Below are 25,007 nucleotides of genomic sequence, written 5' to 3'. Positions count from 1 at the left end.
ACAATCTGTCGCTCGGAGGTCGCCCGGTCGGCGATCTTGGACGCTGAACGGGCATTGCGCCGGGCCCGGCTGCGGGCCGAGGCCGAGCAGCTGCGGGACGACCCCGCCGACGTCGCCGCCTCGCGCGAACTGGCCGCGGAGATGGACGCGGTCCGTGCGTGGTGACCTGTATCGGTTCAAGGCGCCGACGGACGCTCGCGGTCACGAACAACCGGGCGGGCACTACGCCGTCGTGGTGCAATCTGATGACCTACCGCTGTCCACCTGGATCATCGCGCCCACCTCGACCGGTCGTCGTGCCGCGTCATTCCGACCGGAGATCGACATCGCCGGCACCAAGACGCGGGTACTGGTGGAGCAGCTCACGGTCATCGATCCGCAGCGCCGGCTCGGCGAGTTCGTCGGCCGACTGACCGGATCCGAGCTGGCCGCGATCGACACCGCGCTAGTGGCGGTGCTGGGACTCGACTAGCGCCGCGGCGCCCACCAGCCCGGCGTCGCCACCCAGTTCGGCGGGCACCACTCGCAGCCCGCTGAGAAACTCCAGCCCGGCGTGCTCGGCCAGCGCGGCCCGCAGCGGATCGAACAGCAGCGCACCAGATTTCGCGACGCCGCCGCCGATTACCACCAGATCCAGATCGCAGACCGCGGCCACCGAGGCGATCATCGCCGCCAGCGCATCGGTGCCGCGCCGGAATGCGCGCAGCGCCACCGGGTCACCGGCCTCGGCGGCCGCACCGAGCGCCTTGGCGTCCGCGGCTGACCCGTCCACACCGTCCGGGCCCCATCCGTTGGCCAGCGCCCAGCGCACCATCGACGGCCCGGAGGAGACGGTCTCCACGCAGCCGCGCCCGCCGCACCGGCACGGCTGGCCGCCGGGGTCGACGACGACGTGGCCGACGTGCCCGGCGTTGCCGGTGCGGCCGTGAAACGGCGCGCCGTCGAGCACCAGACCGCCGCCCACCCCGGTGGAGACCACCATGCCGAGCATCGACCGCGTGCCGCGCCCGGCGCCGTGCCGGTGTTCGCCCAGCGCCATGCAGACGCCGTCACCGCCCAAGGTGACCGGCACCCCGGGCACCGCGGCGGCCACCCGGTCACGCAACCCGAACCCATGCCAGCCGGGGATGTTGATAGGGCTGACCGTGCCGGCGTTCACGTCGACGGGTCCGGCCGAGCCGACCCCGACCGCGCGGACCCGCCCGCCGGCTCTCGCCAGGACGTCGTCGAGCAACTCGGCCACCACCGCCCACACCACCTCGGCGCCCTGATCGCCGCGGGTGGGCCGAACCGCCGTGTAGGTCAGGGCTCCGTCGGTCTCGACCAGGCCGGCGGCGATCTTGGTGCCGCCGACGTCGAGCGCGAGCACGGGCATCAGTCGAGCCCGCTCGTGCCGGACGGCAGCACCGCCAGCCGCACCGCGGGTGAGTACACCAGCGCGCCCGCCCCGCCGACCCGCACCAGCGCCCACCAGGTACCGGGCGACGCCCATACCGGCGGGCGCAGCGTGAACTCGAGTTCGACGCTGCTCCGCGCCGGGACCACCGCACCCAGCGCGGCCGGCCCCGACCATTCCCAGGTGCCCCAGGGACTGATCAGATGCGCCTCGACTGCCAGGTCGGCGTGCGCGTCGGTGCCGACGGTGACACGCAGTCGCGCGGATTGCCCGGCGGTGACCTCGACCGCACCGGGGCCGTCGACGTAGAGCAGCCGGTCGGCGCCCGGATCGCCGACGCGCACCACCGCGATGTCTTCGACCGGCTGTCGCCAGGACGGCGGGACGTCACCGGTGACGTCGAGGCGGGCGCGGATCGGGTAGAGCCCCGGCGCGGCGTCGGCCGGCACCGTCACCGCCACCGGCGTGCGGACGTGCTCGCCGGCGGCCAACCGCACCGGATGCTCGGCCGGCGCTGCGTTCCAGCCGGCCGGACACGCCAGCGTCACCGCGCCGGCCAGGTCCGCGTCGATGCTGTCGCTGGCCACGGTGAGATCCAGGCTCAACAGCGCACCCGGGTCGGCGTCGAGCCGGTGTGGATGCAGGGCCGGGGTCACCGGCATGCCGCCCAGCGGCGCCGGCCCGCGGTTGTGCAGCCAGTAGCGGGCATACAGCGGCTGGGCGGTCTCGGCCTCGGGCGCCAACGGACCGGCGGCACCCAGGCGTTCGACGTCGAGTCGGGCGGTGACGGTGGCGATCTCGTAGCCGTGCAGCCGCCGCGGGTCCGGGTGCTCGCGGGCCTGCTCCAGCAGGTCGGCGCGGCCCAGCACGCTCACCGTCCCGACGTCGCTGCGCAGCGTCACGACGGCGTCGGCGCCGCGCGTCTCCACCAGCCGCAGCGTGACGGTCCTGGCATCGACGGGTTGTGCGCTGGCCCGCGCGGTCGGGTTGCCGGCGGCCTTGAGCGCGCCCAGGCCGACCGCGCCGGCGGCGTCGATGCGCAACAGCGAGCCGGTCACCGGTAGCGCCCCGGAACCGTCGGTCACCGGGACCGCCTGCAGCGGGTCGGCGAACTCCGCGCTGCGCGCCGGGATACCCGCTTGGCGCCAGTCACCGTCACCGGCCACCAGGGCGTAATCGAAGGTGTGCGTCCAGTGCATCAGCTGGAAGGCGCTGCCGTCGGGTGCGGTACGGCGCGGCTCGTCTTCCCAGGCCGCCGACGGCCAGCTGGTGCAGGATCGCAGCAGCGCGGTGTGCAGCGTGCCGGCGGTGTCGACGGCGAAGCTGGGCACGCCGCGGTTGATCAGCGCGACGGTGCGCGCCTCGAACGGCTCCAGGTCAGCGCGGGCGGTCTGTTCGACGCTGATCTCGTTGCCGGCCAGCTCCTCGGTGACCCGGGCGATCTCCGCGGCCAGCGCGGCATCGTCATCGGCGGCGATCACCAGTACCGGCAGGGCACGCGGACCGCTCAGGTCGGCTCCGGGCACCCAAACCTCCGCGAGCGGTTTCGCCGCGGGCACCCAGACCCGGGCCCGGCCGTGCTGCTCGAGCTGGCGGTCCAGTTCGGCGGTGTAGGCGGGATCGGCGGCATCCAGCACCGTGCGGGTGAAGGCGTTGCGGTCCGGCCCCCCGAGGGTGATCCGGACGTCGGGCAGGTTGGAGTCGACGTCGAGGTTGCCGTAGCGGGGCCCGTCGGCGTCCGAACAGCTGGCGGTGACCCCGGCACGCACCAGCGCGACCATCAACTCCCGTGCGGACGGGGCAATCGCTGTGACTATCTCGGCCACCGAGACCGGCCGGCTGCCGTCGCCCACGTTGATCCGCGCGGTTGCCGACAGCCCGAACCAGCGGTGGGCGGGGGTGTCGAGGGTCCACGGGAACTGCGCGGTGTCCACCGAGCGTCCGGTGGGCTCGTGCAACAGCGCGAAGCCGCGGCCGATCACCGCGTCGGCCACCTCGGCGACCGGCAGTGCCCCGGGAACCGGGCACGGCCAGCGCAACCGCAGCAGGTGATCGGCGCCGGTGAACTCGTCGACGGTGGTGGAGCAGTCCACCCGGTCGATGCCGTGCCACAGCGTCAGGGTCTGGGTGTAGGCCAGCACGCCCCGGATCCGCCCCGAGACCACCAGCCGCTCCCCCAGCGGGCCGCGGTAGGCCTGCACCGTGACGGCGGTGGCCACCGCCGAGGTGAACAGGTTGCCGCTGGGCACCAGATGCCACGGCCCCTCCCCGGACTGGGGGTGTTTGGGGTATTCGTCGTAGACCGCCAGCTGGTTGCCCAGCCCGCCTTCGCTGATCATTTCGCGCCCGTCGCAGCGCCACGAGGTGATGCCGCCGCCGCGGTCGGGGTCGGCGGTCAGCCGGTGGTGCCCGTTGGAGATCCGGCTGCCGGGTATCGGGGCCCAGCCCTGGGGGTCCGCGTCTGGGGTCAGCCGATAGGCCCGCCAGCCCAGCGACGGCACGTCGCGGGCCAGCCAGCTCACGGATCGGCCGCCGTGCTCGACGTGGGCGGGCAACTCGGTGCCGTCGGAATCGAACACCCGCACCCCGGCCGCGGCCGGCGGGTCCAGCCGCACGGTGACCACATCGGTGCGGTCGGCGGCCACCGGATTCCACACCACCGTGGTCTGGCCGGGCCCGGAACCGGCCTCGACCAGACCCGACAGCACCGCCAGCGCGGCGTCGCGGGCATCGACGCCCAACTGCCAGGCGTCGCGCCAGCCGGTCAGCAGATCCAGGTACACCTGGTCGGCCTCCGACCCGGTGATCGCGTCGTGGTGGGCGCCGTAGCACAGCTGCGCCCACGCCTTGGCCAGCGCCGCCTCCGGGTAGCCGGTCCCGGTCAGCGCCGAGGCGAACACGCCGAAGCCCTCCGCGGCCAGCAGCGCCCGCTCGGCCGCCCGGTTGGCCTGCTTGGTGTCGATGTAGGAGACGTGGCAGCCGGTGTAGATCGGGTTCATGTCGCGGGTCTGCGGGGATGGGCTCTCGCCGCGCTCGGCCAGTTCGGCGCGTACCGCGGCGAAGAACTCGCGCGGCAGCCCGCAGACGAACTTCGGCCAGGTGTAGCGGGCGTTCCAGTCCCGGTGGATCTGCACCACCCAGCGGTTGGGCGGGGTGAAGTCGGTCCCCACCGGCAGCAGCACGTTGCGGGTGGCGGCGACCTTCTTCATCTCGACGAACAGCTGGTACACCTCGTCCTCGGCGTCGGCCAGCGTCTCCCGAGCGTCCATCCACCAGCCGGCGGCGTAGTGGGCGGGCATGTAGTGGGTCAGCAGGCCGCGTCCCGACGGTGAGATCCATTCGAACTCGGAGGCGAACTGCATCCGGTGCGGATCACCGGCCACCCCGTTTTGGGGGGCCATCGGCCCCCACTGGTGAAACGGCCCGCGCGCCCACGCACTGGAGGTCAGCCCGGCGTCGGCGGCCATCCCGGGGAATTGCGGGTCGTGGCCGAACACGTCGAGCTGCCAGGCCGTAGCGGGCCCAGCCGGATCAGCACCCATGATGTCGCGCTGAAAACCCATGCCCGCCACCAGGTTCCGGATCGTCGTCTCGGCATCGGTGAGGTTGGTCGACGGCTCGTTGTAGGTGCCGCCCATCACCTCGACACGGCCCTGGGCCAGCAGCCGGCGCAGTTCGGCGCGGTCCTGCGGATGGGTGTCCCAGTACGGCTTGAGGTAGTCGACCTCGGCCATGACGAACTTGTACTCGGGGTGCTCGCTCGCCCAGTCCAGGTGGCCGCGCACCAGGTTGATGCCGTTGGTCTGCCGGCACGCGCCGAGCGGGTACTCGCTCCACGCACTGGTGTAGTTGGCCTGGGTGTTCCACCACACCGGGTCGTAGTGGAAGTGCCCGACCATGAACATCGTCCAGCCCGGCTCGGCCACGGTGAAGCTGAAACCCGTGCCGTTGGCCCGCGCGGCGCGCTGCCGGCCCGGAACCGGGTCTGCGACGGTCACCGGCACCTCGACGACGCCGCTGCCCGGCTCGGCCACGGCTTCCCCGGCCAGGCCGTCACCGTCCACCCGCACCGGTGTCGGCGCGGTGGCCCCGGCGTACTCGACCCGGACCAGCTGCAGCGGCGCGTCGGCCGGCCCGACGAACTTCTCGGTCGATTCGGCGGAGATCACCTGCATGGCACAAACCTACGGATGTGCGCCGGCCGCATGGCTTCTTTCGGCGACCGGGCACGCGTGGCAGGCTCGGGGCATGCCCGTCTCCAGCGAGGTACTGGCCGACCAACTCGACTGGCACTGGCAGCACCTGCTGCGCCCGCGGTTGGACGGTCTCACCGACGCCGAGTACCTGTGGGAGCCGGCGCCGGGCTGCTGGACGGTGCGCCGCGACAGCATCGACTTCGAGCTCCCGCCACCGGTGCCCGCGCCGTTCACCACCATCGCCTGGCGGATGGCGCACGTCACCGTCGGAGTCTTCGCGATGCGTAACCATCACCATTTCGGTGGGCCACCGGCCGACTACCAGAGCTGGCCGTATGCGCTGCACGCCGCCACCGCGCTGGAGCAGCTCGACGACGCCTACGCCCGGTGGATCGGCGGGGTGCGCGGTCTGGACGAGGCCGCGTTGAACCGGCCGGTCGGCCCCGCGGAGGGCCCGTGGGCCGACCGCACCATGGCGGAACTGGTCTTGCACATCAACCGCGAGACCATCCACCACGGGGCCGAGATCGCTTGCCTGCGCGATCTGTACGCCCACCGAGACGCCCACCGAGCCGATGGAACGGCCTAGTGGGCCGATGCATGGCCGTGCGGTGGCCGCCGCCATCCCGATTCGTGCTGGTCAAGGGCATGGGGCATGATGTGCCGCCACGCCTGTGGGGACCGGTCAGCCAGGCATTGACAGAGCACTTCCGGCGTTGATTTGGCAGACTGCAGCAATGAGTTCGACCCCACCACGCCAGGTGGCCCGGCTGGACCGGGTGCCGCTGCCGGTCGAGGCCGCTCGCATCGGCGCCACGGGCTGGCAGCTCACCCGCGCCGCCAGCCGCGTCTTCACGCGGCTGCTCGGGCCGGGCCCGGTCCAGCAGAAGGTGATCCGGGAGCTGCCGCAGACATTCGCCGACCTGGGCCCCACCTACGTCAAGTTCGGCCAGATCATCGCCTCGAGCCCCGGCGCGTTCGGCGAGCCGCTGTCGCGGGAGTTCCGCGGCCTGCTGGACTCGGTTCCGCCGGCCGACCCGGAAGCGGTGCACAAACTGTTCGTCGAGGAGCTGGGCGCCGAACCGCAGCAGCTGTTCGCGAAGTTCGACGAGACCCCGATCGCGTCGGCGTCCATCGCCCAGGTCCACTTCGCCACGCTGCACAGCGGCGAAGACGTCGTCGTCAAGATCCAGCGCCCGGGCATCCGCCGCCGGGTGGCCGCCGACCTGCAGATCCTCAAACGGTTCGCGCAACTGGTCGAGGTGGCCAAGCTGGGCCGCCGACTGTCGGCGCAGGACGTCGTCGCCGACTTCTCCGACAACCTCGCCGAGGAGCTGGACTTCCGCATCGAGGCGCAGTCGATGCAGACCTGGGTGTCGCACCTGCACGCCTCACCGCTGGGCCGCAACATCAAGGTGCCCGACGTGCACTGGGACTTCACCAGCGAGCGGGTGCTCACCATGGAGCGGGTCGCGGGGCTGCGCATCGACGACGCCCCGGCCATCCGCAAGGCCGGCTTCGACGGCGTGGAGTTGGTCAAGGCGCTGCTGTTCTCCACCTTCGAGGGCGGGCTGCGGCACGGCCTGTTCCACGGCGACCTGCATGCCGGCAACCTGCTGGTCGACGACCAGGGGCGGGTGGTGTTCCTGGACTTCGGGATCATGGGCCGCATCGACCCGCGCACCCGGTGGCTGCTGCGGGAGCTGGTGTATGCGCTGCTGGTCAAGAAGGACCACGCCGCCGCCGGCAAGATCGTGGTGCTGATGGGCGCGGTCGGCACGATGAAACCCGAGGCGCAGGCCGCCAAGGATCTGGAGGCGTTCTCCACCCCGTTGACGATGAAGACCCTCGGCGATCTGTCTTACGCCGAGATCGGCCGGCAGCTCGGCGCGCTGGCCGACGCCTACGACGTCAAGCTGCCCCGCGAGCTGGTGCTGATCGGCAAACAGTTCCTCTATGTGGAGCGCTACATGAAGCTGCTGGCGCCGCGCTGGCAGATGATGTCCGACCCGCAACTGACCGGTTACTTCGCCAACTTCATGGTCGACGTCAGCCGTGAACACAACCAAGCACCGGAGGTGTAGCCGTGGAGGTGCGCAGCGGTACCGCTCGCTCCGGCGAGCTGGAGATCTTCTACGAGGACCTGGGCAGCCCGGACGACCCGCCGGTCCTGCTGGTGATGGGGCTGGGGGCCCAGCTGCTGCTGTGGCGCACCGGCTTCTGCGAGAAGCTGGTCGCCCAGGGGCTGCGGGTGATCCGCTACGACAACCGGGATGTGGGTTTGTCCACCAAGTTGGGCCGCAAACATGCCCGCGGCGCACTGGTACCCCGGATGGCGCGGTTCTGGCTGGGCAAGCCCAGCTCAGCGGTCTACACCCTGGAGGACATGGCCGACGACGCCGCCGCGCTGCTGGATCACCTGGACATCGACAGGGCCCACGTGGTCGGCGCCTCGATGGGCGGCATGATCGCGCAGGTGTTCGCGGCCCGGTTCGCCGAGCGGACCCGGTCGCTGGGGGTGATCTTCTCCAGCAACAACCGCCGGTTCCTGCCCCCGCCGGCGCCGCGCGCGCTGCTGGCGCTGCTGTCCGGGCCGCCGCCGGACTCGCCGCGTGAGGTGATCATCAACAACGCGGTGCGGGCCAGCCGGATCATCGGCAGCCCCGGCTACCCGACACCGGAGGAGCAGCTGCGGGCCAACGTCATCGAAGCCTACGAACGCAGCTACTACCCGTGGGGCATCGCCCGCCAATTCGGCGCCATCCTGGCCAGCGGGAGCCTGGCCGCCTACGACCAACTGATCACCGCACCGACGGTGGTCATCCACGGCCTGGCCGACAAGTTGATGCGGCCGTCGGGCGGGCGGGCGATCGCCGATGCCATCGACCGGGCCCGGCTGGTGCTGTTCGAGGGCATGGGCCATGACCTTCCCGAGGAGCTGTGGGATCCGGTGATCACCGAGTTGACCACGACGTTTGCTGCCGGCCACTAGCTAATTGTTATCCGGCTAACAGCAGACGGTACGATGTCGGGGCCTCTTCCTGTCCCCCCGAAGATCGTGAGTAAACCGAGCCATGCCGAAATTGGAACCCAAGTACGAAGAACTGCAGTCGATCTACGACATCTCCAATGAGTTCTACGAGCTGTTCCTCGGCCCCACGATGGGCTACACCTGCGGGTTCTACCCCGACAAGGACACCACCTGCGATGAGGCCCAGATCGCCAAGTTCGACCTGGCGCTGGGCAAGCTGGGCCTGCAGCCCGGGATGACACTGCTCGACATCGGCTGCGGCTGGGGGGCCTGCATGCAACGAGCGATCGAGACCTACGACGTCAACGTCATCGGTCTCACCCTGAGCGGCGAGCAGCGCGAGTACGCGATCGAGAAACTGTCCAAGGTCAAGACCAACCGTCAGGTCGAGGTGCGACTGCAGGGCTGGGAGGAGTTCACCGACAAGGTGGACCGGATCGTCTCGATCGGCGCGTTCGAGCACTTCGGCCGGGATCGCTGGGAGGACTTCTTCCGGATCACCTACCAGGCGTTGCCCGACGACGGGCGGATGCTGCTGCACACCATCACCGCGATCGCGGGGTCGGAGGACGCGCAGGCCAGGGGCCTGCCGCTCACGATGGACCTGGCGAAGTTCACCTTGTTCATCATGAAGGAGATCTTCCCCGGCGGTCAGCTGCCCTCAGCCTGGTTGCCCCGCAAGTATGCCGCCGAGGCCGGCTTCACCGTGACCCGGGACGACGAGATCGGGCCGCACTACGCGCGCACCCTGGAAGACTGGGCGGCGATGCTGGCGGCCAACAAGGAGCGGGCGATCGAAGTACAAGGTCAGGAGGCGTACGACCGCTTCGACAAGTACCTCAACGGCTGCGTAAAGCTGTTCCGCGACGGGTACAACACGGTCCATCAGTACACGCTGCAAAAGTAGCCGGGGACCGGCCTGCCGTGGGGCTACGGCTTGGCTATATTTCACGTCAACCGATTCACCCTCGACCCGCTAAGCTGCAACAGTTGACCGGCACGGACCAGACGGCAACCGCCAGGTTCGGTCACGACGGGTTACATCAGGAAGGCAACCAGTCACAAATGGTGGACAAACAGATGGTGGAAAAGGCCACACGCGCCGAGGGGATGCGTCCGAAGTTCGAGAACATCCAGGCCCACTACGACCTGTCCGACGACTTCTTCGCGCTGTTCCAGGACCCGAGCCGGACCTACAGCTGCGCGTACTTCGAGCCGCCGGACATCTCGCTGGAAGAGGCGCAGATCGCCAAGGTCGACCTGAACCTGGACAAGCTGAACCTGCGGCCCGGGATGACGCTGCTCGACATCGGCTGCGGCTGGGGCGGGACCATGAAGCGCGCCGTCGAGAAGTACGACGTCAACGTGATCGGGCTGACGCTGAGCAAGAACCAGCACGCCTACTCCCAGAGCCTGCTCGACGAGATCGACACCGAGCGAACACGGCGGGTGCTGCTGCAGGGCTGGGAGGAGTTCAACGAGCCGGTGGACCGGATCGTCTCGATCGAGGCGTTCGAGCACTTCGGCTTCGAGAACTACGATGACTTCTTCAAGAACTGTTTCGAGATCATGCCGGCCGACGGCCGGATGGCCATCCAGAGCAGTGTCAGCTTCCATCCGTATGACCTGAACGCGCGCGGCAAGAAGCTGACGTTCGAGACGGCCCGGTTCATCAAGTTCATCCTCACCGAGATCTTCCCGGGCGGGCGGCTGCCCACCACCGACATGATGGTGGAGCACGGCGAGAAGGCCGGTTTCACTGTGCCGGAGGCGCTTTCACTGCGGTCGCACTACATCAAGACCCTCCGGATCTGGGGTGACGCGCTGGAGGCGCACCACGACGAGGCCGTCGCGATCCAGTCCGAAGAGGTCTACCAGCGCTACATGAAGTACCTGCGCGGTTGCGAGTACTACTTCACCGACGAGGCCCTGGACGTCAGCCTGGTCACCTACGTCAAGAGCTAACCGCCGACCAGTCGCAAAAGCCCCCTCTCCGGTACGGAAAAGGGGGCTTTCGCGACTGGTCGTGGGGGCTATTCGGCCACGAAGTTACGGGTGACGGTCGGGTCCACCGGAATGCCGGGGCCGGTCGTCGTCGAGATGACGATCTTCTTGAGGTAACGGCCCTTCGACGACGACGGCTTGAGCCGCAACACCTCGTCGAGGGCGGCGCCGTAGTTCTCCGCCAGCTTGGACTCGTCGAACGAGGCCTTGCCGATGACGAAGTGCAGGTTGGCCTGCTTGTCCACCCGGAAGTTGATCTTGCCGCCCTTGATGTCGGAGACGGCCTTGGCGACGTCGGGGGTAACGGTGCCGGTCTTGGGGTTGGGCATCAGGCCGCGCGGGCCCAGCACGCGGGCGATGCGACCGACCTTGGCCATCTGGTCGGGGGTGGCGATCGCGGCGTCGAAGTCTAGAAACCCGCCCTGGATCTTCTCGATCAGGTCGTCGCTGCCGACCACGTCGGCGCCGGCGGCGGTGGCCTGCTCGGCCTTCTCCCCGACCGCGAACACCGCGACCCGGGCGGTCTTACCGGTGCCGTGCGGCAGGTTCACGGTGCCGCGGACCATCTGGTCGGCCTTACGGGGGTCCACGCCGAGCCGGATGGCCACCTCGACGGTGGCGTCCTGCTTGGTCGACGACGTCTCCTTGGCCAGCTTGGCGGCCTGCAACGGGGAGTAAAGGTTGTCGCGGTCCACCTTCTCGGCGGCGGCGCGGTAGGCCTTGCTGTTCTTGCTCATCGGTTATCCAATCTCGTGGTTGGTTGTGGTTTGCGGGCCGAAGCTGGCCCTCCCACGCTTTCCTTGCGTTGACTCTGCGTTCACGGTGGTGCTTACTCGCACTTTTGCACCGTCAGCGCAGAGTCAACGAGGGCTTATTCGACGGTGATGCCCATGGAGCGGGCGGTGCCGGCGATGATCTTGGCTCCGGCCTCGACGTCGTTGGCGTTGAGGTCGGCCTTCTTGGTCTCGGCGATCTCGCGGATCTGGTCCCAGCTCACCTTGGCGACCTTCGCCTTGTGCGGCTCGGCCGAACCCTTGGCGATGCCGGCTGCCTTGAGCAGCAACCGGGCGGCCGGCGGGGTCTTGAGCGCGAAGGTGAAGCTGCGGTCCTCATAGACCGTGATCTCCACCGGGACGACATTGCCGCGCTGGTTCTCCGTGGCGGCGTTGTACGCCTTGCAGAACTCCATGATGTTGACGCCGTGCTGACCCAGCGCGGGTCCCACCGGCGGCGCGGGATTGGCCTGGCCGGCTTCGATCTGCAGCTTGATCAGACCGGCGACCTTCTTCTTCGGGGCCATGAGTGTTGGTGTTCCTTTCGCTACTACTTAGATCTTGGAGACCTGGTTGAAGGTCAGTTCCACAGGTGTCTCGCGACCGAAGATGGACACCAGCACCTTGAGCTTCTGCTGCTCGGCGTTGACCTCGGAAATCGAGGCGGGCAACGTCGCGAACGGGCCGTCCATGACGGTGACCGACTCGCCGACCTCGTAGTCGACCTCGATGACCGGCCGCTCCAGGCCACCATCGTGCGTGGTCGCCGCGGTCGCCGCCGCGCCGCGCCCCTGCTTCTTGGCCGCGCCCTGCGGCAGCAGGAACTTGACCACGTCGTCCAGCGGCAGCGAGGTCGGCCGCGAGGTGGCGCCGACGAATCCGGTGACACCCGGGGTGTTGCGCACCGCCGACCAGGAGTCGTCGGTCAGGTCCATCCGCACCAGGATGTAGCCCGGCAGCACCTTGCGGTTGACCTGCTTGCGCTGGCCGTTCTTGATCTCGGTGACCTCTTCGGTGGGCACCTCCACCTGGAAGATGTAGTCGCCGACGTCGAGGTTCTGCACGCGGGTCTCGAGGTTGGCCTTCACCTTGTTCTCGTAGCCGGCGTAGGAGTGGATGACGTACCAGTCGCCCGGCTTGGTGCGCAGCTCCGCCTTCAGCGTCGCCGCGGGGTCGAGCTCCTCGGCCGGCTCGGCTTCGGCCGCCTCGGTGCCCTCCGCGGTCTCAGCGCCCTCCGCGGCCTCAGCAGCCGCAAGGGTCTCGTCAGCCGGGGCCTCGGCAGGCGCCTCGGTGGTCTCCGCCACGTCGACCGGCTCGCCCGCGGGCGTATCGCCGTCGAAGGTAGTCACGGTTGTCAGTCCTTCCCTAATTACTTCACTCGCCGAACACCAGCAGGATCAGCTTGGCGAAGCCGTAGTCCGCTCCGGCGACCAGAGCCACCATGAAGACCAGGAACGCCAGCACCACCGCGGTGTAGGTGACCATCTGCTTGCGGTTCGGCCAGATCACCTTGCGAAGCTCGCCGACGACCTGCTTGAGATAGTTCAAAACGAAAACGAACGGATTGCGCGACGGCCCGTCCGACTTCTTCTTGGCCTTCTTGGCCTTCTTGACGCCGGCGTCGTCCCCGCCCAGCTCCGTCGCCGTGGACTCCAACTCGGCAACGTCGTCATCGGCGGCCCCACGCCGCCGGGAGCGCTTGCCGGTGGGCCGCAGCGGCGCGCCGACCTGCATGCTCGCCACCGCCGTGCGGCCGTGGCCGGTGGAGTCGGCCTCGCTGTCGCCGCCGGCTGCGGCGTCGGGACGGTCGAGCTCGTCGGTCACCGCATGCTCCTTCGTTCTTCTCGCTTACGTATTGCCGTACCGTGCCCGGCAGTGTCCAGTGTCCACTGTCCACCATGGCACGTCAGCAGGGGCGACAGGACTTGAACCTGCAACCTGCGGTTTTGGAGACCGCTGCTCTGCCAGTTGAGCTACGCCCCTTCGCGGTTGGCAGACCAACCTGCGCGTTCCGGGGTTTCACCAGTGCACCGTCTCCGGCCCACACAATTCGCGCGCTCCCCGGATCCACGGAAAGCGCGCTAGTGCTGGGAAAACCCCGAGGTTCGAGTGTACCTCGCCGCCCGGGCCAGTTACTAATCAGGCTGTTCGGCGACGCTCACCGGAGTCGGCCCGCAGGGACGGCGGAGGCGAGCGGAAACCGGGACAGCCCTACGAATCAGGCTGTTCGGCGACGCTCACCGGAGTCGGCCCGCAGGGACGGCGGAGGCGAGCGCAAACCGGGACAGCCCTACGACTCAGGCTGTTCGGATGACTTGACCGGATTCGGCGTCCCACTTGAGGCTGACCGAATCGTCGCCCTCATGGCCCATCATCGTGGTGAACGCCTCCAACACGACGTCGCCGTCGGGGTCGGTCAAGATGTTGCGGGTGGTGACGATGTCGGCGCCGAAGCGCTCGTTGACCGACGCGATCTCCATCCGGGCGTAGAGGATGTCGCCGGCCTTGATCGGCCGGTGGAAGGTGAACCCCTGGTCGACCTGCACCATCTGCATGGTGGTGTAGCCGGTGTCGACGTTGCGGAAGAAGTCCGACTGCACCAGCTTGGCCAGGATCGCCACATAGGTCAGCGGCGCCAGCAGCCCGTCGTAGCCCAGTTCGGCCGCCGCCTTCTCGTCGTAGCAGGCGGGGTCCTCGGCCTTGACGGCGTTGGCGAACTCGCGGATCTTCTCGCGGCCCACCACGAACGGCTCGGGGTAGCGCCAGATCAGCCCCCGGATGTCGGTTTTGATCGCCATCGTTTCCCCTAGGCGAGCTTCGCCGAGGCGACCGCCCGTCCGAAGATCTTCTTGTCCGCGTTGGTGCTGGCGGTGGCGGTGAGCGCAACCGTCACCGACTTCGTTTCGGGGTCGACGGACTTCACCCGGCCGCTGAAGGTGATCTCAGCGCCCTTGCCGTCGTTGGGCACCGGCACCACGGAGGTGAAGCGGACGTTGTACTCGGTGACCGCGCCCGGGTCGCCCACCCAGGCGGTGACGTAGCCGCCGCCGAGCCCCATGGTCAGCATGCCGTGGGCGATCGCGGTGTCCAGACCGACCTGCTGCGCGATCTCGTCGTCCCAGTGGATCGGGTTCAGGTCGCCGGACACGCCGGCGTAGTTCACCAGGTCCTGCCGGGTGAGCGGGATGACCCGTTCCGGCAGCTGATCGCCGACCTTGACCGAACTGAACTCACGCAACGCCATCGGTAAAACCCTTATCTCCCTCGCCGGCGCGGCCCGCCAGCGTCGTGTATGTCTCCTGCACGATCTCACCGGCAGCGTTGGTGACGACCTGCCTGGTCATGATGATGTCGGTGCCGTGTGCGCGGCGAACCGACTCGACCGAGACGTCGCAGTACAGCCGGTCGCCTTCCTTGATCGGCTGGTGAAACTCCAGCTTCTGGTCGACCTGGACAATCTGGGCGTCATCGACGGCGACACCGACGTGCTCGAAGAACGCCGAAATCGCCTTGTGGCCGAACACCGAGATGTAGGTCAGCGGAGCCAGCAGACCGTCATACCCGAGCCCGGCCGCGGCCCGCAGGTGGAAACTGGCCGGGTCCACGGCCTTGACGGCGCGGGCGTATTCGCGGATCTTCTCCCGCTCCACCTCATAGTGGTCGGGGTATCGGTAATGCGCCCCGGCGAGGCGCTCGGCCAACGACACGGTTCGCGCTACCTAGCGGGATTCGCGGTGAGACTGGTGCTTGCCGCAGTTGGGGCAGAACTTCTTCAGCTCCAGCCGGTCGGGGTCATTCCGGCGGTTCTTCTTGGTGATGTAGTTGCGGTGCTTGCACACCTCACAGGCCAAGGTGATCTTCGGCCGCACATCGGTGCTGGAGGCCACGTCAGCTGCCCTCTTTCGTCTGTTGTTGCGCTGGTTGTCGTTGTAGCGATGGCCGGACTTGAACCGGCGACCTAACGATTATGAGTCGTTCGCTCTAACCAACTGAGCTACATCGCCGCGGGTAATACACCTGCCAGCAGGCCCGGCGTCCACCGAGCCCCCTAACGGAATCGAACCGTTGACCTTTTCCTTACCATGGAAACGCTCTGCCGACTGAGCTAAGGGGGCCTCGCCCACGGCGGCCGTTGCGGCGCCGTAAGCCTGTAGAAGGTTACAACCTCGGCCATGAGGTCACCAAACCGCAGTGGCCGGTAGCCCCTGCGCACGGCTCCGCCGCACTTGCAATCGACTGCTTTAGGGTGGAGGGCGTGCCCGAATCCGACAGGCTGTATTTCCGCCAGTTGCTCTCCGGACGCGATTTCGCGGTCGGGGACCCGACGGCCGCCCAGATGCGCAATTTCGCGTACCTGATCGGTGACCGGCAGACCGGCGACGCGGTGGTGGTCGACCCGGCCTATGCGGCCGGTGATCTGCTCGACGCGCTCGAAGCCGACGGCATGCACCTGTCCGGCGTACTGGTCACCCATCACCACCCCGACCACGTAGGCGGGAAGATGATGGGCTTCGAACTCAAGGGCCTGGCCGAGCTGCTGGAGCGGGTCAGCGTCCCGGTTCATGTGAACACCCATGAGGCACAGTGGGTTTCGCGGATCACCGGGATTGCGATGACGGACCTGACCGCCCATGAGCACGGCGACAAGGTCAGCATCGGCGACATCGAGATCGAGCTGCTGCACACCCCCGGGCACACCCCGGGCAGTCAGTGCTTCCTGCTGGACGGCCGGCTGGTCGCCGGGGACACGTTGTTCCTGGACGGCTGCGGGCGCACCGATTTCCCGGGCGGGGACTCCGATGAGATGTATCGCAGCCTGCAGCAGCTGGCCGCCCTGCCCGGCGACCCGACGGTGTTTCCCGGCCATTGGTATTCCGCCGACCCGAGTGCCGCGCTCTCCGAAGTCAAGCGATCCAACTACGTGTTTCGCGCCGACAGCCTGGACCGGTGGCGCATGCTGATGGGCGGATGAGGGGATAGCCGATGGGATCAGTAGAGGATCGCTGGTACGACATCACGCACGCCGGGCCGGAGGCGTGGCTGGCATGCGCCGCGTGGCTGGCGATCGGGATCACCGTGCTGGCGCTGATCTACCTGAACCGGCAGCTGCAGCGCAACCGGCGGGCGGCCGCCGAGCAGACCCGCCCGCACGTGGCGATGTTCATGGAGCCGCACGCCGCGGACTGGCACGTCATCGAGCTGGTGGTGCGCAACTTCGGCAAGACCGCCGCCTACGACATCGGGTTCTCGTTCGCCCAGCCGCCCACGGTGGCGCGCTACGAGACGGCCTCGGACGGCTACGCTGACGTGGTGGCCTTGCAGTTGCCCGAGGAGCTGACGGTGCTGGCGCCCAACCAGGAGTGGCGCACGGTGTGGGACTCGGCGATCGACCGGGCCGAACTCGGTGAGGGCATCGAGTCGCGGTTCACCGGGACGGTCAGCTATTACGACACCCCCGAGGAGCCCAAGGGCTGGTTCGGGCGGGGCAAGCGCACCCGTTACGAGAACAAGGTGACGCTCGACTGGGGCGATCTGCCTCCGGTGCGACGGGTCGAGTTGATGACGACGCATGACCTGGCCAAGCGGGAGAAGCAGAAGCTGGAGTTGCTGCGCAGCCTGCTCAGCTACTTCCACTACGCGTCCAAGGAGACCCGGCCGGACGTGTTCCGAGCCGAGATCGAGCGGATCAACGGGGCGGCCCGCGAGATCCAGGACCGGCTGCGGGGCCGCGAGCAGCTGGACAGCGCCGGCAACACCGACATCACGGTGCGGCTCGGTGACGCCAGCGCCGAGCTGGGCAAGCACCGCCACTGAGGCTGCCTCACTCCGGGCGGGCCGGACCGCCGCCGGGGTAATGCGTGACCCGGAACTGCTCCAGATAGGCCGGCCAGTCCCAGGTCGCCAGGAATTCCCGCGTCGCGGTGTAGCCGTTGTTGAAGAGCTCTTCGAGCCGGTCGCGGGAGATCCCGAAGTCCAGCACGCCGACGTCGGTCGGGTTGACCTTGATGGCGCGCACGCTGACCCACGGTTGGTTCAGGTAGGTCTGGTCGTGGCCGATCAGCAGTGTGCTGATCAGGTTCTCCAGCAGCCGCGACTGCCCGAACATGCGCAGCGGGCGCAGGCCGGGAACCATGTCGCCGATGTCGCCGCCGGACAGCTCGGGCACCACCGTCACCCCGAAGGTGGGCCACAGCGGTACCCGGCCGTCGAGCCGGTCGAAGGTGTAGATCGGAAAGTTCGACAGCACTCCGCCGTCGACCAGGGTGGAGCGTCGCCCGCCGGCGCTGGTCAGCGTCATCGGGCGGTAGAAGAACGGCACCGACATCGAGGCGCGGACCGCGTCGGCGACGGACTGCTCGTCGGGATCGAGTCCGTAGACCCGCCGGTAGTCCCACGGCAGCCGGACCAGCTGGCCGGTGGTCACGTCGGTCACCGTGACCACCGCCCGGTAGCGCCGCTCGGCCAGCAGGTTGTCATGGTCGTAGGCCAGGTCACCCCAGGTGCGCACGCCCAGGTTCGCCAGCTCACCGCGGATCCAGTCGTGGGCGACGTCGCCGCGGTACAGGCCGCTGTCGCGCAGGAACCCGTAGGCGGCCCCCAACAGCGGCACCGGTAGGTCCGTGTCACGCCAGGTGTCCAGCGGCACCGACAGCGCCAGCTCCTTGACCTGCGCCGCGGTCAGCTGATCGCCTTGCGCGGCCGCGGCCAGGATGGTGCCGACCACCGAGCCGCCGGACACCCCGGAGATGCGCTGCACCGAGTAGCCGGCGTCCATCAGCGCGACCACCGCCCCAACCAGCCCGATGAACCGCACTCCCCCGCCGGACAGCACCAGGTCGGCGGTCAGCGGCTGGGTCGTGCCGGATCGGCGGGCGGCCATCGGACTCAGTCCGCTGAATTCCACTCGTAGGGCAGGAATTTGCCATCGAGAGTGATGACCACCCGGTCACCGCCGGGGTGCTGCTTCTTGTCGATGTCCACGCTGAAATTGATCGCGCTCATGATGCCGTCGCCGAACTGCTCGTGGATCAGTTCCTTGATCGCCGGGCCGTAGACGCTCACCGCCTCGTGCAGCCGGTAGATGGTCGGGTCGGTAGGGACCGCGCCGGGCGACGCGCCGCGCATCGGCACCGCGGCCAGCACCGGCACCACGGAGCGATCCAATCCCAGCAGGCCGACCAGGATCTCGCCCAGCTCGGCGGGGATGGGCTGTTGGCCCAGCAGCGCCGACGTCGTCCACACGACCGGCCGTTTGATCGCGTCGGCCAGCTCCTGCCAGCTCAGGCCCTTGGCCAGCCGGGCGGCCACGATCTGCTCGGTGATCTCGCTTCGGTTCATGGCTTCCAGCATGCCCGGGTCGCTCAGTCTTCGAAATGGCGGCGCAGGTTCTCCCACATCGCGGCATGCGAGGCGCCGCCGTCGCGCAGCACGGTGTTCATCAACAGCCGGGGCGCGGTGATGTCGACGTGTTCGCGCAACCGGCTGCCGGCGCCGTGCGGGCGCACCGTCACCGTGGACCACATCTCGATGCCGGGCCGCTGCCGGGTGTGGCTCACGATGTCGCCGGGGCCGTCGGTGCGCAGCTCCACCCGGCAGGTGAAGCGGATCGGCATGCCGCAGCGGCGCATGCGGTGCGGGGCCAGGTAGCGGGTGGCCCCGTCGGTGCCACCGGGAACCCGGCGGACGTTCACCAGCATCGGATGCAGGGCTTCGTAGTTGACGAGGTCGGCCAGGAACGCGGCGACGGCCTCGGGTGGCGCGGCGATGTCGGCGGTGTGTTCCAGGCGTCCGCGGGCCATGCAAGCGACCTTAGTCCGGCAGGACCCGATGGCATACTCGGCGACATGCCCGCTCAGAAGACTCCTGAACTTCGCCTGCTCACGGTCTTGCTGTTGGCGGTGCTGCTGGTTGCCGGCTGCGGTTCGCGGACGCCGGCCGAGGGCACCCAGCTGGACTTCACCGCGCAGACGCTCGACGGTCGGCCGTTCTCCGGAGCGAGCCTGGCCGGCAGACCGGCGGTGCTGTGGTTCTGGGCGCCGTGGTGTCCCACGTGCCAGAAGGATGCACCGCTGGTCGCGCGGGTGGCCGCGGCGAACCCGGCGGTGACGTTCGTCGGGGTGGGCGCCCGTGATCAGCCCGATGCGCTGCGGGAGTTCACCGCCAAGTACGGCGTCGACGGCTTCACTGAGCTGGCGGACACCGACGCGGCGGTGTGGGCCCGCTTCGGGGTGACCCGCCAGCCGGCGTTCGCCTTCATCAGCCCGGGCGGCGAAGTCGAGGTGGTGAAGGGCTCGTTGCCCGAGGCCGAGCTGAGTGCGCGGGTGCAGGCGCTGAAGAATTCGTGATCGACAGCGCCACACTGAGTTTCGCGCTGGGCGCGGGACTGGTTGCGGCGCTTAACCCGTGCGGGTTCGCGTTTCTGCCGGGGTATCTGGGGCTGGTGATCGCCGGCAGCCGGGACACGTCGCGCCCGGCCGCGCTGGCCCGGGCCGGCGCGGCGACGGTGGCGATGTCGGCCGGGTTCCTGACGGTGTTCGGGATCTTCGGCCTGGCGGTGTCGCCGTTGATCGCCTCGGCGCAGCGGTATCTGCCGTTCGCCACCGTGGTCATCGGCGTGCTGCTGCTGGCGATGGGCGCCTGGCTGCTGTCCGGCCGGGACATCGCGGTGCTGCTGCCTGCGGCGGGCGGAACGCCGACCGCACGGCTGGCGTCGATGTACGGCTACGGCGTGGGCTATGCGGTCGCGTCGCTGTCGTGCACGATCGCACCGTTTCTCGCGGTGATCAGCACCACCTTCCAGCAGGGTTCGGCGCTGGCGGGCGTGCTGGCGTTCGTGGCCTATGCCGCGGGCATGAGTATCACCGTCGGGGTGGCGGCGCTGGCGGTGGCGCTGGCCGGGTCCTCGGCCACCTCGGCGCTGCGGCGGGTGCTGCCGTATGTGGGCCGGATCGCCGGGGTGATCGTGTTGGTGACCGGGCTGTATGTCACCTACTACGGCTACTACGAGATCCGGCTGTACTTCGCCGGTGGCTCCAGTGCCGAAGCCGACGATCCGGTGATCCACGCGGCCGGCGCTGTGCAGTCCTGGCTGGCGGATCGGGTCGACGCGCTGGGCGTCTGGCCGCTGCTGGGTGCGGCCCTTGCACTTGTGTTGGTTTCGATTGTTTCAATTAGACGCATCCGCAGGTAGCATGGGCCCATGCCCACCACCCTCGCACCGATCGCCCGCCAGGTCGCCGAGCGCGCCCGCACCGATGCCGGGTTCGCCCAGGTGCTCGATGTCCTGCTGGAGGCGCCGACGGCTCCGCAGGGCACCTTGGAGCGCATCGCCGCCCACGCGCTGAACGACCAGCGCCGCGCCGCGCTCATCGACGACTTCGTCGCCGGCGCACTGCCCACCCCCAAGGTCCAGGAGTTGCTGCGGCTCGGCACGCCGCAGGCGGTGCACCGGCTACGGAGCCGGGGCAAGCTGACCGGAGCGGCCGTGGGCAACCAGACCTGGTTCCCGGCTTGGCAATTCGACGACGCGCGGGTGCGCGCCGATCTGCCCGAGATCCTGGAGCTGCTGGGGCGGTTCACCTCCGATCCGCTGGCCGCCGACCGCATCATGCGGCTCACCCACGACGAGTTGGACGGCGTCTCGATCGCCGAGGCGCTGCGCCACCCGGAGACCGCGCCGGCCGCCCGGCGGATGCTGACCTCGCTCGGTGCCTGAGCTTCCCGTCGGCTACCGGGCCGCGCTGCCGCAGGCCCGGCCGATCGGGCTGCGCCGCCGCCGGATCACCGCCGGGACGCAGCTGTGGCGCCTGGACGCCGAGCAACCGGATTCCTGGACGTGGGCGGGCTTTCGCGAGCCGCGCTATCGTTTCGACCCGCCGTCGGGGGCGTTTCGCACCCGTTACGGCGCAACCGATCTGCTCGGGGCGTTTCGGGAACGCTACCGGCTGACTGGGCTGATGATCCCGGCCGACCACGCCGGCCACCACCTGGTGCGGCTGACCGCCGCGAGGCATCTGCGGGTGCTGGATCTGCGCACCGAACGCAATCTGGACGCCTTGGGGGTCGATGACCAGATCAGCACCGGTCAGCACGACGCGGTGTGGGCCACCTGCCAGTGCCTGGCCGACGCGGTGCGGCGCTGGTGGCCCGAGCCCGAGGAGTGCCCGGACGCCATCGTCTACCGGTCGCGCACCACCCCGGAGACCTCGGTCAACTACGCGTTCTTCGCCGTCGAGGCGTTCGAGGTGCAGGCGTGGCCGCTGTCGGAGCGTCCCGAGGTGACCGCGGATCTGGTGCTGCGACACGGGTTCACTCTCGGGTATTGACGCCTTCTCACCCGGCTCATTCTCCAACGGCACCATCGGCCCCACCCGTTGCGGCGGCAGGGGAATGTGGCTGTTGCCCGGCTCCGAGCGACAACGGCCCGCGCACCCGGCCCGCGCGCCTGACATAACGTTGGTTGTCGCTCGGAGGCGGGCGCATACCCTAGGCCGACGTCCCCGTGACGCCGGCAACGAGAGTCGGGCCCACGCGGGAAGAATGCGCGCAGCTCCGGTGCGCAGCTCAGCCAGGCTTCGTCGCGGTCACCAGCCGGGTTGCGGCCCACGGCCCGCCGTACCACATCCGCCACCCCAGGTTGCGCCAGCGCACGTCGCCCCAACCGATTTCACGCAGTTGGGCGGCGTGCGCACGCACCTCCCACAGGTCGGCGATCGCCAGCCGGCCGCCGGGCCGCAGCACGCGGGCCGCCTCGGCCAATGCGCGCCGACGGCCATCGCGGCTCGGGATGTTGTGGATCGCCAGGTTGGACACCACCACGTCGACACTGGCGTCGGCCAGCGGCAGCGCGGTCATGTCACCGGTGCGCACCTCGACCCGCTCGGCGACCCCCTCCAGTGCGGCGTTGGCCAGGGTGGCGTCCGCGGAGTTGCCGGTCTGGTCGGCGTGCCACAGGTCGACGCCGATCGCCCGGCCCGTCGGCAGCCGCGTGGCCGCGGCGCAGAGCACCGCACCGCGCCCGCAGCCCATATCCAGCACCGTTTCGTCGCCGCGCAGCCGCAGGCCTTCGAGGATGCGTTCCCACACCGTGAACTTTCCGGTCCGGGTGGCGTGCCAGTACAGCCCGACCTGGGCGAGGATGCCGGCGTCGAGCAACAACGCCACCACGCCGGCCCAGACCGGTCCCCGGGCCAAGGCGATGCCGGCGTAGATCGCCAGCGCGCTGCACCCGAGTGCCAGCGCGGCGACCTGCCCGCCGAGCGGCACCCGCTTGAACGACCCGTCGACGCCGTAGTCGCCGCGACGCGGTTCCCGCTCAGCCATCGGCGAGGCTTTCATCGCCGAACCGGATGCCCATGTCCCGGGCGGTCTGGATCGCATCGCAGTCCGGCGGAACGGTTTTCTGCCGGCTGGTGGCCTCGGCCAGCGGCACGTAGTCCACCGTCGGCGGGTTGAGCGCCACCATCACCCCGCGGCGGCCCTCGTCGAGGGCCCGCACCGCCGCCGCCCCGAACCGCAATCCCAGCAGCCGGTCCAGCGCCGTCGGCGAGCCGCCGCGCAGCAGGTGGCCGAGCACCACGGCCCGCGACTCGCGGCCGGTCATCGCCTCGAGCTCGGTGGCCACCTTGTGGCCGATGCCGCCCAGCCGTTCGGCCTGGCCCACCGCCTTGGCGGCCACCGTGTGCTCGCCGCCCACCGGCTTGGCGCCTTCGGCCACGCAGACGATCGAGTAGGTCGAACCCCGTTGGGCGCGTTCACGAATCAGCTCGGCGACGGGCTCCAACCGGTAGGGGATCTCCGGGATCAGGATGGCGTGCACTCCCGAGGCCATGCCGGCGTGCAGTGCGATCCAGCCGGCATAGCGGCCCATCACCTCCACCACGATGATCCGGCTGTGCGAGGTCGCGGTGGAGAACAGCCGGTCGATGCACTCGGAGGCGAACCCGACGGCACTGTCGAAACCGAACGTCGAGGCGGTGCGGTCCAAGTCGTTGTCGATGGTCTTGGGCACCCCGACCAGCGGCAGCCCGGCGTTGTGCAGCTGGTTGCCGATCGTCAGGGAGCCGTCCCCGCCGACGGTGATCAGCGCATCGATCCCCCGCTCGGCGAACCGCCCGAGCAGCTCGTCGGTGCGGTCGACCTCGATCCAGCTGCCGTCGGGCTGCTGCACCGGGTAGGCGATCGGGTTGCCACGGTTGGTGCTGCCCAGGATGGTGCCGCCCTGGTGGATGATGCCGCGCACCCGGTTGCGGGTCAGCTCGATCAAACCGCCGTCGGGGTAGTCGTCACCGAACAGCATCCCGTTGAAGCCGTCGCGGATCCCGACGACCTCCCAACCGCGGTTGCCGGCGGCCAGCGTGGCGGCGTAGATGACGGCGTTGAGGCCGGGGGCGTCGCCGCCGCCGGTGTTGATCGCGACGCGTTTGATCCCTGAGGTCATGACACCTCCTGCAACGGGCTCTGCGGATCGATCAGGATCTTGGCATGCCGCGCCGGGTCGCCCAGGGCGTCGAAGGCGTTCGCCACCCCGCCGAGCCCGACGGTACCGGTGATCAGCGGTGTGACATCGACCTTGCCCTCGGCGATCATGTGCAGCGTGTCCCGGAATTCCATTGGGGTGTAACCGAACACGAACCGCAGGTCGGTCTCCTTGTTGATCGCCATCGCCGGGCGGATGGTGTCATTGCCCATGCATACCCCGACCACCACGACCCGGGAGAACAGCGGGGCGCCGGCGATGATCCCGTCGATCACTCCCGGGACGCCGACGCACTCGAAGATCACCGGGCGTTTGGGGGTGGCGGCGCCGACGGCCTCGGCGGCCCGCCAGACATGCCACCAGGGCAGCCGCGCCTTGTAGAGCTTCTCCACGGTGCCCACCGCGACCCCGAACGCATCCGCGGATCCCGTGAGATGACCGTGCCCGGCGGCCGCGTCGTACGGCGAGCCCTGCGCCGGGTCGACGACGACATCGGCGCCGCAACGGGTGGCCAGCGCGCGCCGGCCGGGCGAGAAGTCGCTGGCGATCACCGTGCGCACCCCGCTCGCCTTGAGCATGCACACCACCGCCAGGCCGATCGGCCCGCAGCCGATCACGATCGCCACGTCACGTTTGCGCACCTCACCGCGCCGGACGGCGTGCCAGGCGACCGCCATCGGCTCGGTCAGCGCCGCCGCCTCCGCCGACAGCCCGTTGGGGACCGGCAACGTCAGCGACTGCTCGACCACCAGTTGTTCGGCGTAGGACCCCGGCGCCGCCGCCGACAGCCCGACGGGGTGGATGCCGTCGGCGCGCCGTACCAGCGGCACCGAGACCACCCGGGTGCCGGCGCGGGGCGCCTTGCGGGTGCGGGGGCCGTAGTCGAGCACCTCGCCGCAGAATTCGTGGCCGAGCACCACCTGCTGGTGCGAGCGCATGAAACCGTCGTAGCCAGTCTCGGCCGCCGCCTCGGCCACCTCGTCGCAGTGGTGGCGGGCGTGCAGGTCCGACCCGCAGATCCCGGAGCGCAGCACCCCGAGCAGCAGTTGGCCTTTGGCGGGCGCCGGTGTCGGCAGGTCGATGACGTCAAGTTGGGCATTACTGCAGCTGACCGCTTTCACGCGACCCA

General features: G+C 69.4%; 29 protein-coding genes and 3 tRNA genes. 13 read left to right on the top strand and 19 right to left on the bottom strand.

Annotated elements, in window-relative coordinates; translation table 11 throughout:
- Positions 1 to 36: 36 nt before the first annotated feature.
- Positions 37 to 165, top strand: coding sequence for a hypothetical protein (locus BST10_RS24140; protein WP_264079638.1), 129 nt, complete (start codon positions 37 to 39; stop codon positions 163 to 165).
- Positions 155 to 472, top strand: a complete 318-nt coding sequence (locus BST10_RS06825) for a type II toxin-antitoxin system PemK/MazF family toxin (RefSeq protein ID WP_083037199.1) — start codon at positions 155 to 157, stop codon at positions 470 to 472. Before BST10_RS24140 ends, BST10_RS06825 begins: the two co-directional genes overlap by 11 nt.
- On the opposite strand, the gene BST10_RS06820 is transcribed toward BST10_RS06825, so the two are convergent.
- Positions 446 to 1,375 (bottom strand): ROK family protein, encoded by a 930-nt coding sequence (locus tag BST10_RS06820; RefSeq protein WP_083037331.1) that lies wholly within the window; start codon positions 1,373 to 1,375, stop codon positions 446 to 448. The genes BST10_RS06825 and BST10_RS06820 overlap by 27 nt on opposite strands.
- Positions 1,375 to 5,571 carry a glycoside hydrolase family 38 N-terminal domain-containing protein gene (locus tag BST10_RS06815; protein WP_083037198.1) on the bottom strand — a complete coding sequence of 1,399 codons (4,197 nt, stop codon included), beginning with the start codon at positions 5,569 to 5,571 and terminating at the stop codon, positions 1,375 to 1,377. Before BST10_RS06815 ends, BST10_RS06820 begins: the two co-directional genes overlap by 1 nt.
- A 73-nt stretch (positions 5,572 to 5,644) precedes the next feature.
- Here BST10_RS06815 and BST10_RS06810 point away from each other — a divergent pair, with 73 nt between their 5' ends.
- From BST10_RS06810 to BST10_RS06790, 5 genes are all read left to right on the top strand, one after another.
- On the top strand, positions 5,645 to 6,181 hold the full coding sequence (locus BST10_RS06810) for a DinB family protein (protein WP_083037197.1): 537 nt from the start codon (positions 5,645 to 5,647) through the stop codon (positions 6,179 to 6,181).
- A gap of 148 nt (positions 6,182 to 6,329) precedes the next feature.
- Complete coding sequence (locus BST10_RS06805; protein WP_013827610.1) at positions 6,330 to 7,676, top strand: ABC1 kinase family protein; 1,347 nt, start codon at positions 6,330 to 6,332, stop codon at positions 7,674 to 7,676.
- Positions 7,677 to 7,678: 2 nt separating this feature from the next.
- Positions 7,679 to 8,584, top strand: coding sequence for an alpha/beta fold hydrolase (locus tag BST10_RS06800; protein ID WP_013827609.1), 906 nt, complete (start codon positions 7,679 to 7,681; stop codon positions 8,582 to 8,584).
- Between the two features lie 82 nt (positions 8,585 to 8,666).
- Complete coding sequence (locus BST10_RS06795; protein WP_083037196.1) at positions 8,667 to 9,530, top strand: cyclopropane mycolic acid synthase family methyltransferase; 864 nt, start codon at positions 8,667 to 8,669, stop codon at positions 9,528 to 9,530.
- A gap of 158 nt (positions 9,531 to 9,688) precedes the next feature.
- Positions 9,689 to 10,588: a cyclopropane mycolic acid synthase family methyltransferase gene (locus BST10_RS06790; protein WP_013827607.1), complete on the top strand. Its 900-nt coding sequence runs from the start codon at positions 9,689 to 9,691 to the stop codon at positions 10,586 to 10,588.
- Between the two features lie 68 nt (positions 10,589 to 10,656).
- On the opposite strand, the gene rplA is transcribed toward BST10_RS06790, so the two are convergent.
- The 11 genes from rplA to BST10_RS06735 all read right to left on the bottom strand — a co-directional run bounded on the left by rplA (position 10,657) and on the right by BST10_RS06735 (position 15,515).
- Positions 10,657 to 11,364 carry a 50S ribosomal protein L1 gene (rplA, locus tag BST10_RS06785; RefSeq protein WP_013827606.1) on the bottom strand — a complete coding sequence of 236 codons (708 nt, stop codon included), beginning with the start codon at positions 11,362 to 11,364 and terminating at the stop codon, positions 10,657 to 10,659.
- A gap of 134 nt (positions 11,365 to 11,498) precedes the next feature.
- Positions 11,499 to 11,927 carry a 50S ribosomal protein L11 gene (rplK, locus tag BST10_RS06780; RefSeq protein ID WP_013827605.1) on the bottom strand — a complete coding sequence of 143 codons (429 nt, stop codon included), beginning with the start codon at positions 11,925 to 11,927 and terminating at the stop codon, positions 11,499 to 11,501.
- A gap of 27 nt (positions 11,928 to 11,954) precedes the next feature.
- Positions 11,955 to 12,749, bottom strand: coding sequence for a transcription termination/antitermination protein NusG (nusG, locus tag BST10_RS06775; protein WP_013827604.1), 795 nt, complete (start codon positions 12,747 to 12,749; stop codon positions 11,955 to 11,957).
- 25 nt (positions 12,750 to 12,774) lie between these two features.
- Entirely contained in the window at positions 12,775 to 13,224 is a 450-nt protein-coding gene (gene secE / locus BST10_RS06770) for a preprotein translocase subunit SecE (RefSeq protein ID WP_013827603.1), read from the bottom strand.
- A gap of 86 nt (positions 13,225 to 13,310) precedes the next feature.
- A tRNA-Trp gene (locus tag BST10_RS06765) sits at positions 13,311 to 13,383 on the bottom strand.
- Between the two features lie 314 nt (positions 13,384 to 13,697).
- Entirely contained in the window at positions 13,698 to 14,198 is a 501-nt protein-coding gene (hadC, locus tag BST10_RS06760) for a (3R)-hydroxyacyl-ACP dehydratase subunit HadC (protein ID WP_013827602.1), read from the bottom strand.
- Between the two features lie 8 nt (positions 14,199 to 14,206).
- Entirely contained in the window at positions 14,207 to 14,644 is a 438-nt protein-coding gene (hadB, locus tag BST10_RS06755; protein WP_013827601.1) for a (3R)-hydroxyacyl-ACP dehydratase subunit HadB, read from the bottom strand.
- Entirely contained in the window at positions 14,631 to 15,107 is a 477-nt protein-coding gene (gene hadA / locus BST10_RS06750) for a (3R)-hydroxyacyl-ACP dehydratase subunit HadA (protein ID WP_013827600.1), read from the bottom strand. Before hadA ends, hadB begins: the two co-directional genes overlap by 14 nt.
- Before the next feature lie 12 nt (positions 15,108 to 15,119).
- The gene (gene rpmG, locus BST10_RS06745) at positions 15,120 to 15,287 is read right to left on the bottom strand and encodes a 50S ribosomal protein L33 (RefSeq protein WP_013827599.1); all 168 of its coding nucleotides are present in this window, start codon (positions 15,285 to 15,287) and stop codon (positions 15,120 to 15,122) included.
- 43 nt (positions 15,288 to 15,330) lie between these two features.
- A tRNA-Met gene (locus BST10_RS06740) sits at positions 15,331 to 15,404 on the bottom strand.
- 38 nt (positions 15,405 to 15,442) lie between these two features.
- Positions 15,443 to 15,515, bottom strand: a tRNA-Thr gene (locus BST10_RS06735).
- A gap of 140 nt (positions 15,516 to 15,655) precedes the next feature.
- On the opposite strand from BST10_RS06735, the gene BST10_RS06730 reads away from it, so the two are divergent.
- Positions 15,656 to 16,372: an MBL fold metallo-hydrolase gene (locus BST10_RS06730; RefSeq protein WP_083037330.1), complete on the top strand. Its 717-nt coding sequence runs from the start codon at positions 15,656 to 15,658 to the stop codon at positions 16,370 to 16,372.
- A gap of 11 nt (positions 16,373 to 16,383) precedes the next feature.
- Positions 16,384 to 17,214 carry a hypothetical protein gene (locus BST10_RS06725; protein WP_013827597.1) on the top strand — a complete coding sequence of 277 codons (831 nt, stop codon included), beginning with the start codon at positions 16,384 to 16,386 and terminating at the stop codon, positions 17,212 to 17,214.
- A gap of 7 nt (positions 17,215 to 17,221) precedes the next feature.
- On the opposite strand, the gene BST10_RS06720 is transcribed toward BST10_RS06725, so the two are convergent.
- Genes BST10_RS06720 through BST10_RS06710 form a run of 3 tightly spaced genes read right to left on the bottom strand, consistent with a single transcriptional unit; the run spans position 17,222 to position 19,199 of the window.
- On the bottom strand, positions 17,222 to 18,280 hold the full coding sequence (locus BST10_RS06720; protein WP_013827596.1) for a patatin-like phospholipase family protein: 1,059 nt from the start codon (positions 18,278 to 18,280) through the stop codon (positions 17,222 to 17,224).
- 5 nt (positions 18,281 to 18,285) lie between these two features.
- Entirely contained in the window at positions 18,286 to 18,738 is a 453-nt protein-coding gene (cynS, locus tag BST10_RS06715; protein WP_443093854.1) for a cyanase, read from the bottom strand.
- Positions 18,739 to 18,761: 23 nt separating this feature from the next.
- On the bottom strand, positions 18,762 to 19,199 hold the full coding sequence (locus BST10_RS06710; protein WP_013827594.1) for an SRPBCC family protein: 438 nt from the start codon (positions 19,197 to 19,199) through the stop codon (positions 18,762 to 18,764).
- Between the two features lie 45 nt (positions 19,200 to 19,244).
- On the opposite strand from BST10_RS06710, the gene BST10_RS06705 reads away from it, so the two are divergent.
- From BST10_RS06705 to BST10_RS06690, 4 genes are read left to right on the top strand one after another with little or no spacing between them, the layout of a single operon-like run.
- Entirely contained in the window at positions 19,245 to 19,745 is a 501-nt protein-coding gene (locus tag BST10_RS06705) for a redoxin domain-containing protein (protein WP_083037195.1), read from the top strand.
- A complete protein-coding gene (locus tag BST10_RS06700) occupies positions 19,742 to 20,590 on the top strand; it encodes a cytochrome c biogenesis CcdA family protein (protein ID WP_083037194.1) in 849 nt (282 codons plus the stop codon). The genes BST10_RS06705 and BST10_RS06700 overlap by 4 nt, the downstream gene beginning before the upstream one ends.
- 9 nt (positions 20,591 to 20,599) lie before the next feature.
- Positions 20,600 to 21,115 (top strand): hypothetical protein, encoded by a 516-nt coding sequence (locus tag BST10_RS06695; RefSeq protein WP_083037193.1) that lies wholly within the window; start codon positions 20,600 to 20,602, stop codon positions 21,113 to 21,115.
- Positions 21,108 to 21,725, top strand: a complete 618-nt coding sequence (locus BST10_RS06690) for an RES family NAD+ phosphorylase (RefSeq protein WP_013827590.1) — start codon at positions 21,108 to 21,110, stop codon at positions 21,723 to 21,725. The genes BST10_RS06695 and BST10_RS06690 overlap by 8 nt, the downstream gene beginning before the upstream one ends.
- 238 nt (positions 21,726 to 21,963) lie before the next feature.
- Here BST10_RS06690 and BST10_RS06685 read toward each other — a convergent pair whose 3' ends face one another.
- The 3 genes from BST10_RS06685 to BST10_RS06675 are packed head-to-tail and all read right to left on the bottom strand — an operon-like array spanning position 21,964 to position 24,999.
- Positions 21,964 to 22,722 (bottom strand): class I SAM-dependent methyltransferase, encoded by a 759-nt coding sequence (locus tag BST10_RS06685; protein ID WP_083037192.1) that lies wholly within the window; start codon positions 22,720 to 22,722, stop codon positions 21,964 to 21,966.
- Positions 22,715 to 23,839: a 6-phosphofructokinase gene (locus BST10_RS06680; RefSeq protein WP_083037191.1), complete on the bottom strand. Its 1,125-nt coding sequence runs from the start codon at positions 23,837 to 23,839 to the stop codon at positions 22,715 to 22,717. The genes BST10_RS06685 and BST10_RS06680 overlap by 8 nt, the downstream gene beginning before the upstream one ends.
- The gene (locus tag BST10_RS06675; RefSeq protein ID WP_083037190.1) at positions 23,836 to 24,999 is read right to left on the bottom strand and encodes a zinc-binding dehydrogenase; all 1,164 of its coding nucleotides are present in this window, start codon (positions 24,997 to 24,999) and stop codon (positions 23,836 to 23,838) included. Before BST10_RS06675 ends, BST10_RS06680 begins: the two co-directional genes overlap by 4 nt.
- Positions 25,000 to 25,007 lie beyond the last annotated feature (8 nt).

Origin of the sequence: Mycolicibacter algericus DSM 45454, assembly GCF_002086455.1 — a bacterium.
GTDB lineage: Bacteria > Actinomycetota > Actinomycetes > Mycobacteriales > Mycobacteriaceae > Mycobacterium > Mycobacterium algericum.
This window is presented reverse-complemented; position numbering and strand designations above follow the sequence as displayed.

What these genes read in the sequence shown, in the direction of transcription:
- BST10_RS06720 (WP_013827596.1), bottom strand. Translation starts at nt 18,280, where the DNA reads ATGGCCGCCCGCCGATCCGGCACGACCCAGCCGCTGACCGCCGACCTG.
- BST10_RS06790 (WP_013827607.1), top strand. Translation starts at nt 9,689, where the DNA reads ATGGTGGACAAACAGATGGTGGAAAAGGCCACACGCGCCGAGGGGATG.
- BST10_RS06815 (WP_083037198.1), bottom strand. Translation starts at nt 5,571, where the DNA reads ATGCAGGTGATCTCCGCCGAATCGACCGAGAAGTTCGTCGGGCCGGCC.
- BST10_RS06820 (WP_083037331.1), bottom strand. Translation starts at nt 1,375, where the DNA reads ATGCCCGTGCTCGCGCTCGACGTCGGCGGCACCAAGATCGCCGCCGGC.
- BST10_RS06725 (WP_013827597.1), top strand. Translation starts at nt 16,384, where the DNA reads ATGGGATCAGTAGAGGATCGCTGGTACGACATCACGCACGCCGGGCCG.
- BST10_RS06705 (WP_083037195.1), top strand. Translation starts at nt 19,245, where the DNA reads ATGCCCGCTCAGAAGACTCCTGAACTTCGCCTGCTCACGGTCTTGCTG.
- rplK (WP_013827605.1), bottom strand. Translation starts at nt 11,927, where the DNA reads ATGGCCCCGAAGAAGAAGGTCGCCGGTCTGATCAAGCTGCAGATCGAA.
- BST10_RS06695 (WP_083037193.1), top strand. Translation starts at nt 20,600, where the DNA reads ATGCCCACCACCCTCGCACCGATCGCCCGCCAGGTCGCCGAGCGCGCC.
- BST10_RS06805 (WP_013827610.1), top strand. Translation starts at nt 6,330, where the DNA reads ATGAGTTCGACCCCACCACGCCAGGTGGCCCGGCTGGACCGGGTGCCG.
- cynS (WP_443093854.1), bottom strand. Translation starts at nt 18,738, where the DNA reads ATGAACCGAAGCGAGATCACCGAGCAGATCGTGGCCGCCCGGCTGGCC.
- BST10_RS06710 (WP_013827594.1), bottom strand. Translation starts at nt 19,199, where the DNA reads ATGGCCCGCGGACGCCTGGAACACACCGCCGACATCGCCGCGCCACCC.
- BST10_RS06680 (WP_083037191.1), bottom strand. Translation starts at nt 23,839, where the DNA reads ATGACCTCAGGGATCAAACGCGTCGCGATCAACACCGGCGGCGGCGAC.
- BST10_RS06810 (WP_083037197.1), top strand. Translation starts at nt 5,645, where the DNA reads ATGCCCGTCTCCAGCGAGGTACTGGCCGACCAACTCGACTGGCACTGG.
- rplA (WP_013827606.1), bottom strand. Translation starts at nt 11,364, where the DNA reads ATGAGCAAGAACAGCAAGGCCTACCGCGCCGCCGCCGAGAAGGTGGAC.
- BST10_RS06795 (WP_083037196.1), top strand. Translation starts at nt 8,667, where the DNA reads ATGCCGAAATTGGAACCCAAGTACGAAGAACTGCAGTCGATCTACGAC.
- hadC (WP_013827602.1), bottom strand. Translation starts at nt 14,198, where the DNA reads ATGGCGATCAAAACCGACATCCGGGGGCTGATCTGGCGCTACCCCGAG.
- hadB (WP_013827601.1), bottom strand. Translation starts at nt 14,644, where the DNA reads ATGGCGTTGCGTGAGTTCAGTTCGGTCAAGGTCGGCGATCAGCTGCCG.
- BST10_RS06685 (WP_083037192.1), bottom strand. Translation starts at nt 22,722, where the DNA reads ATGGCTGAGCGGGAACCGCGTCGCGGCGACTACGGCGTCGACGGGTCG.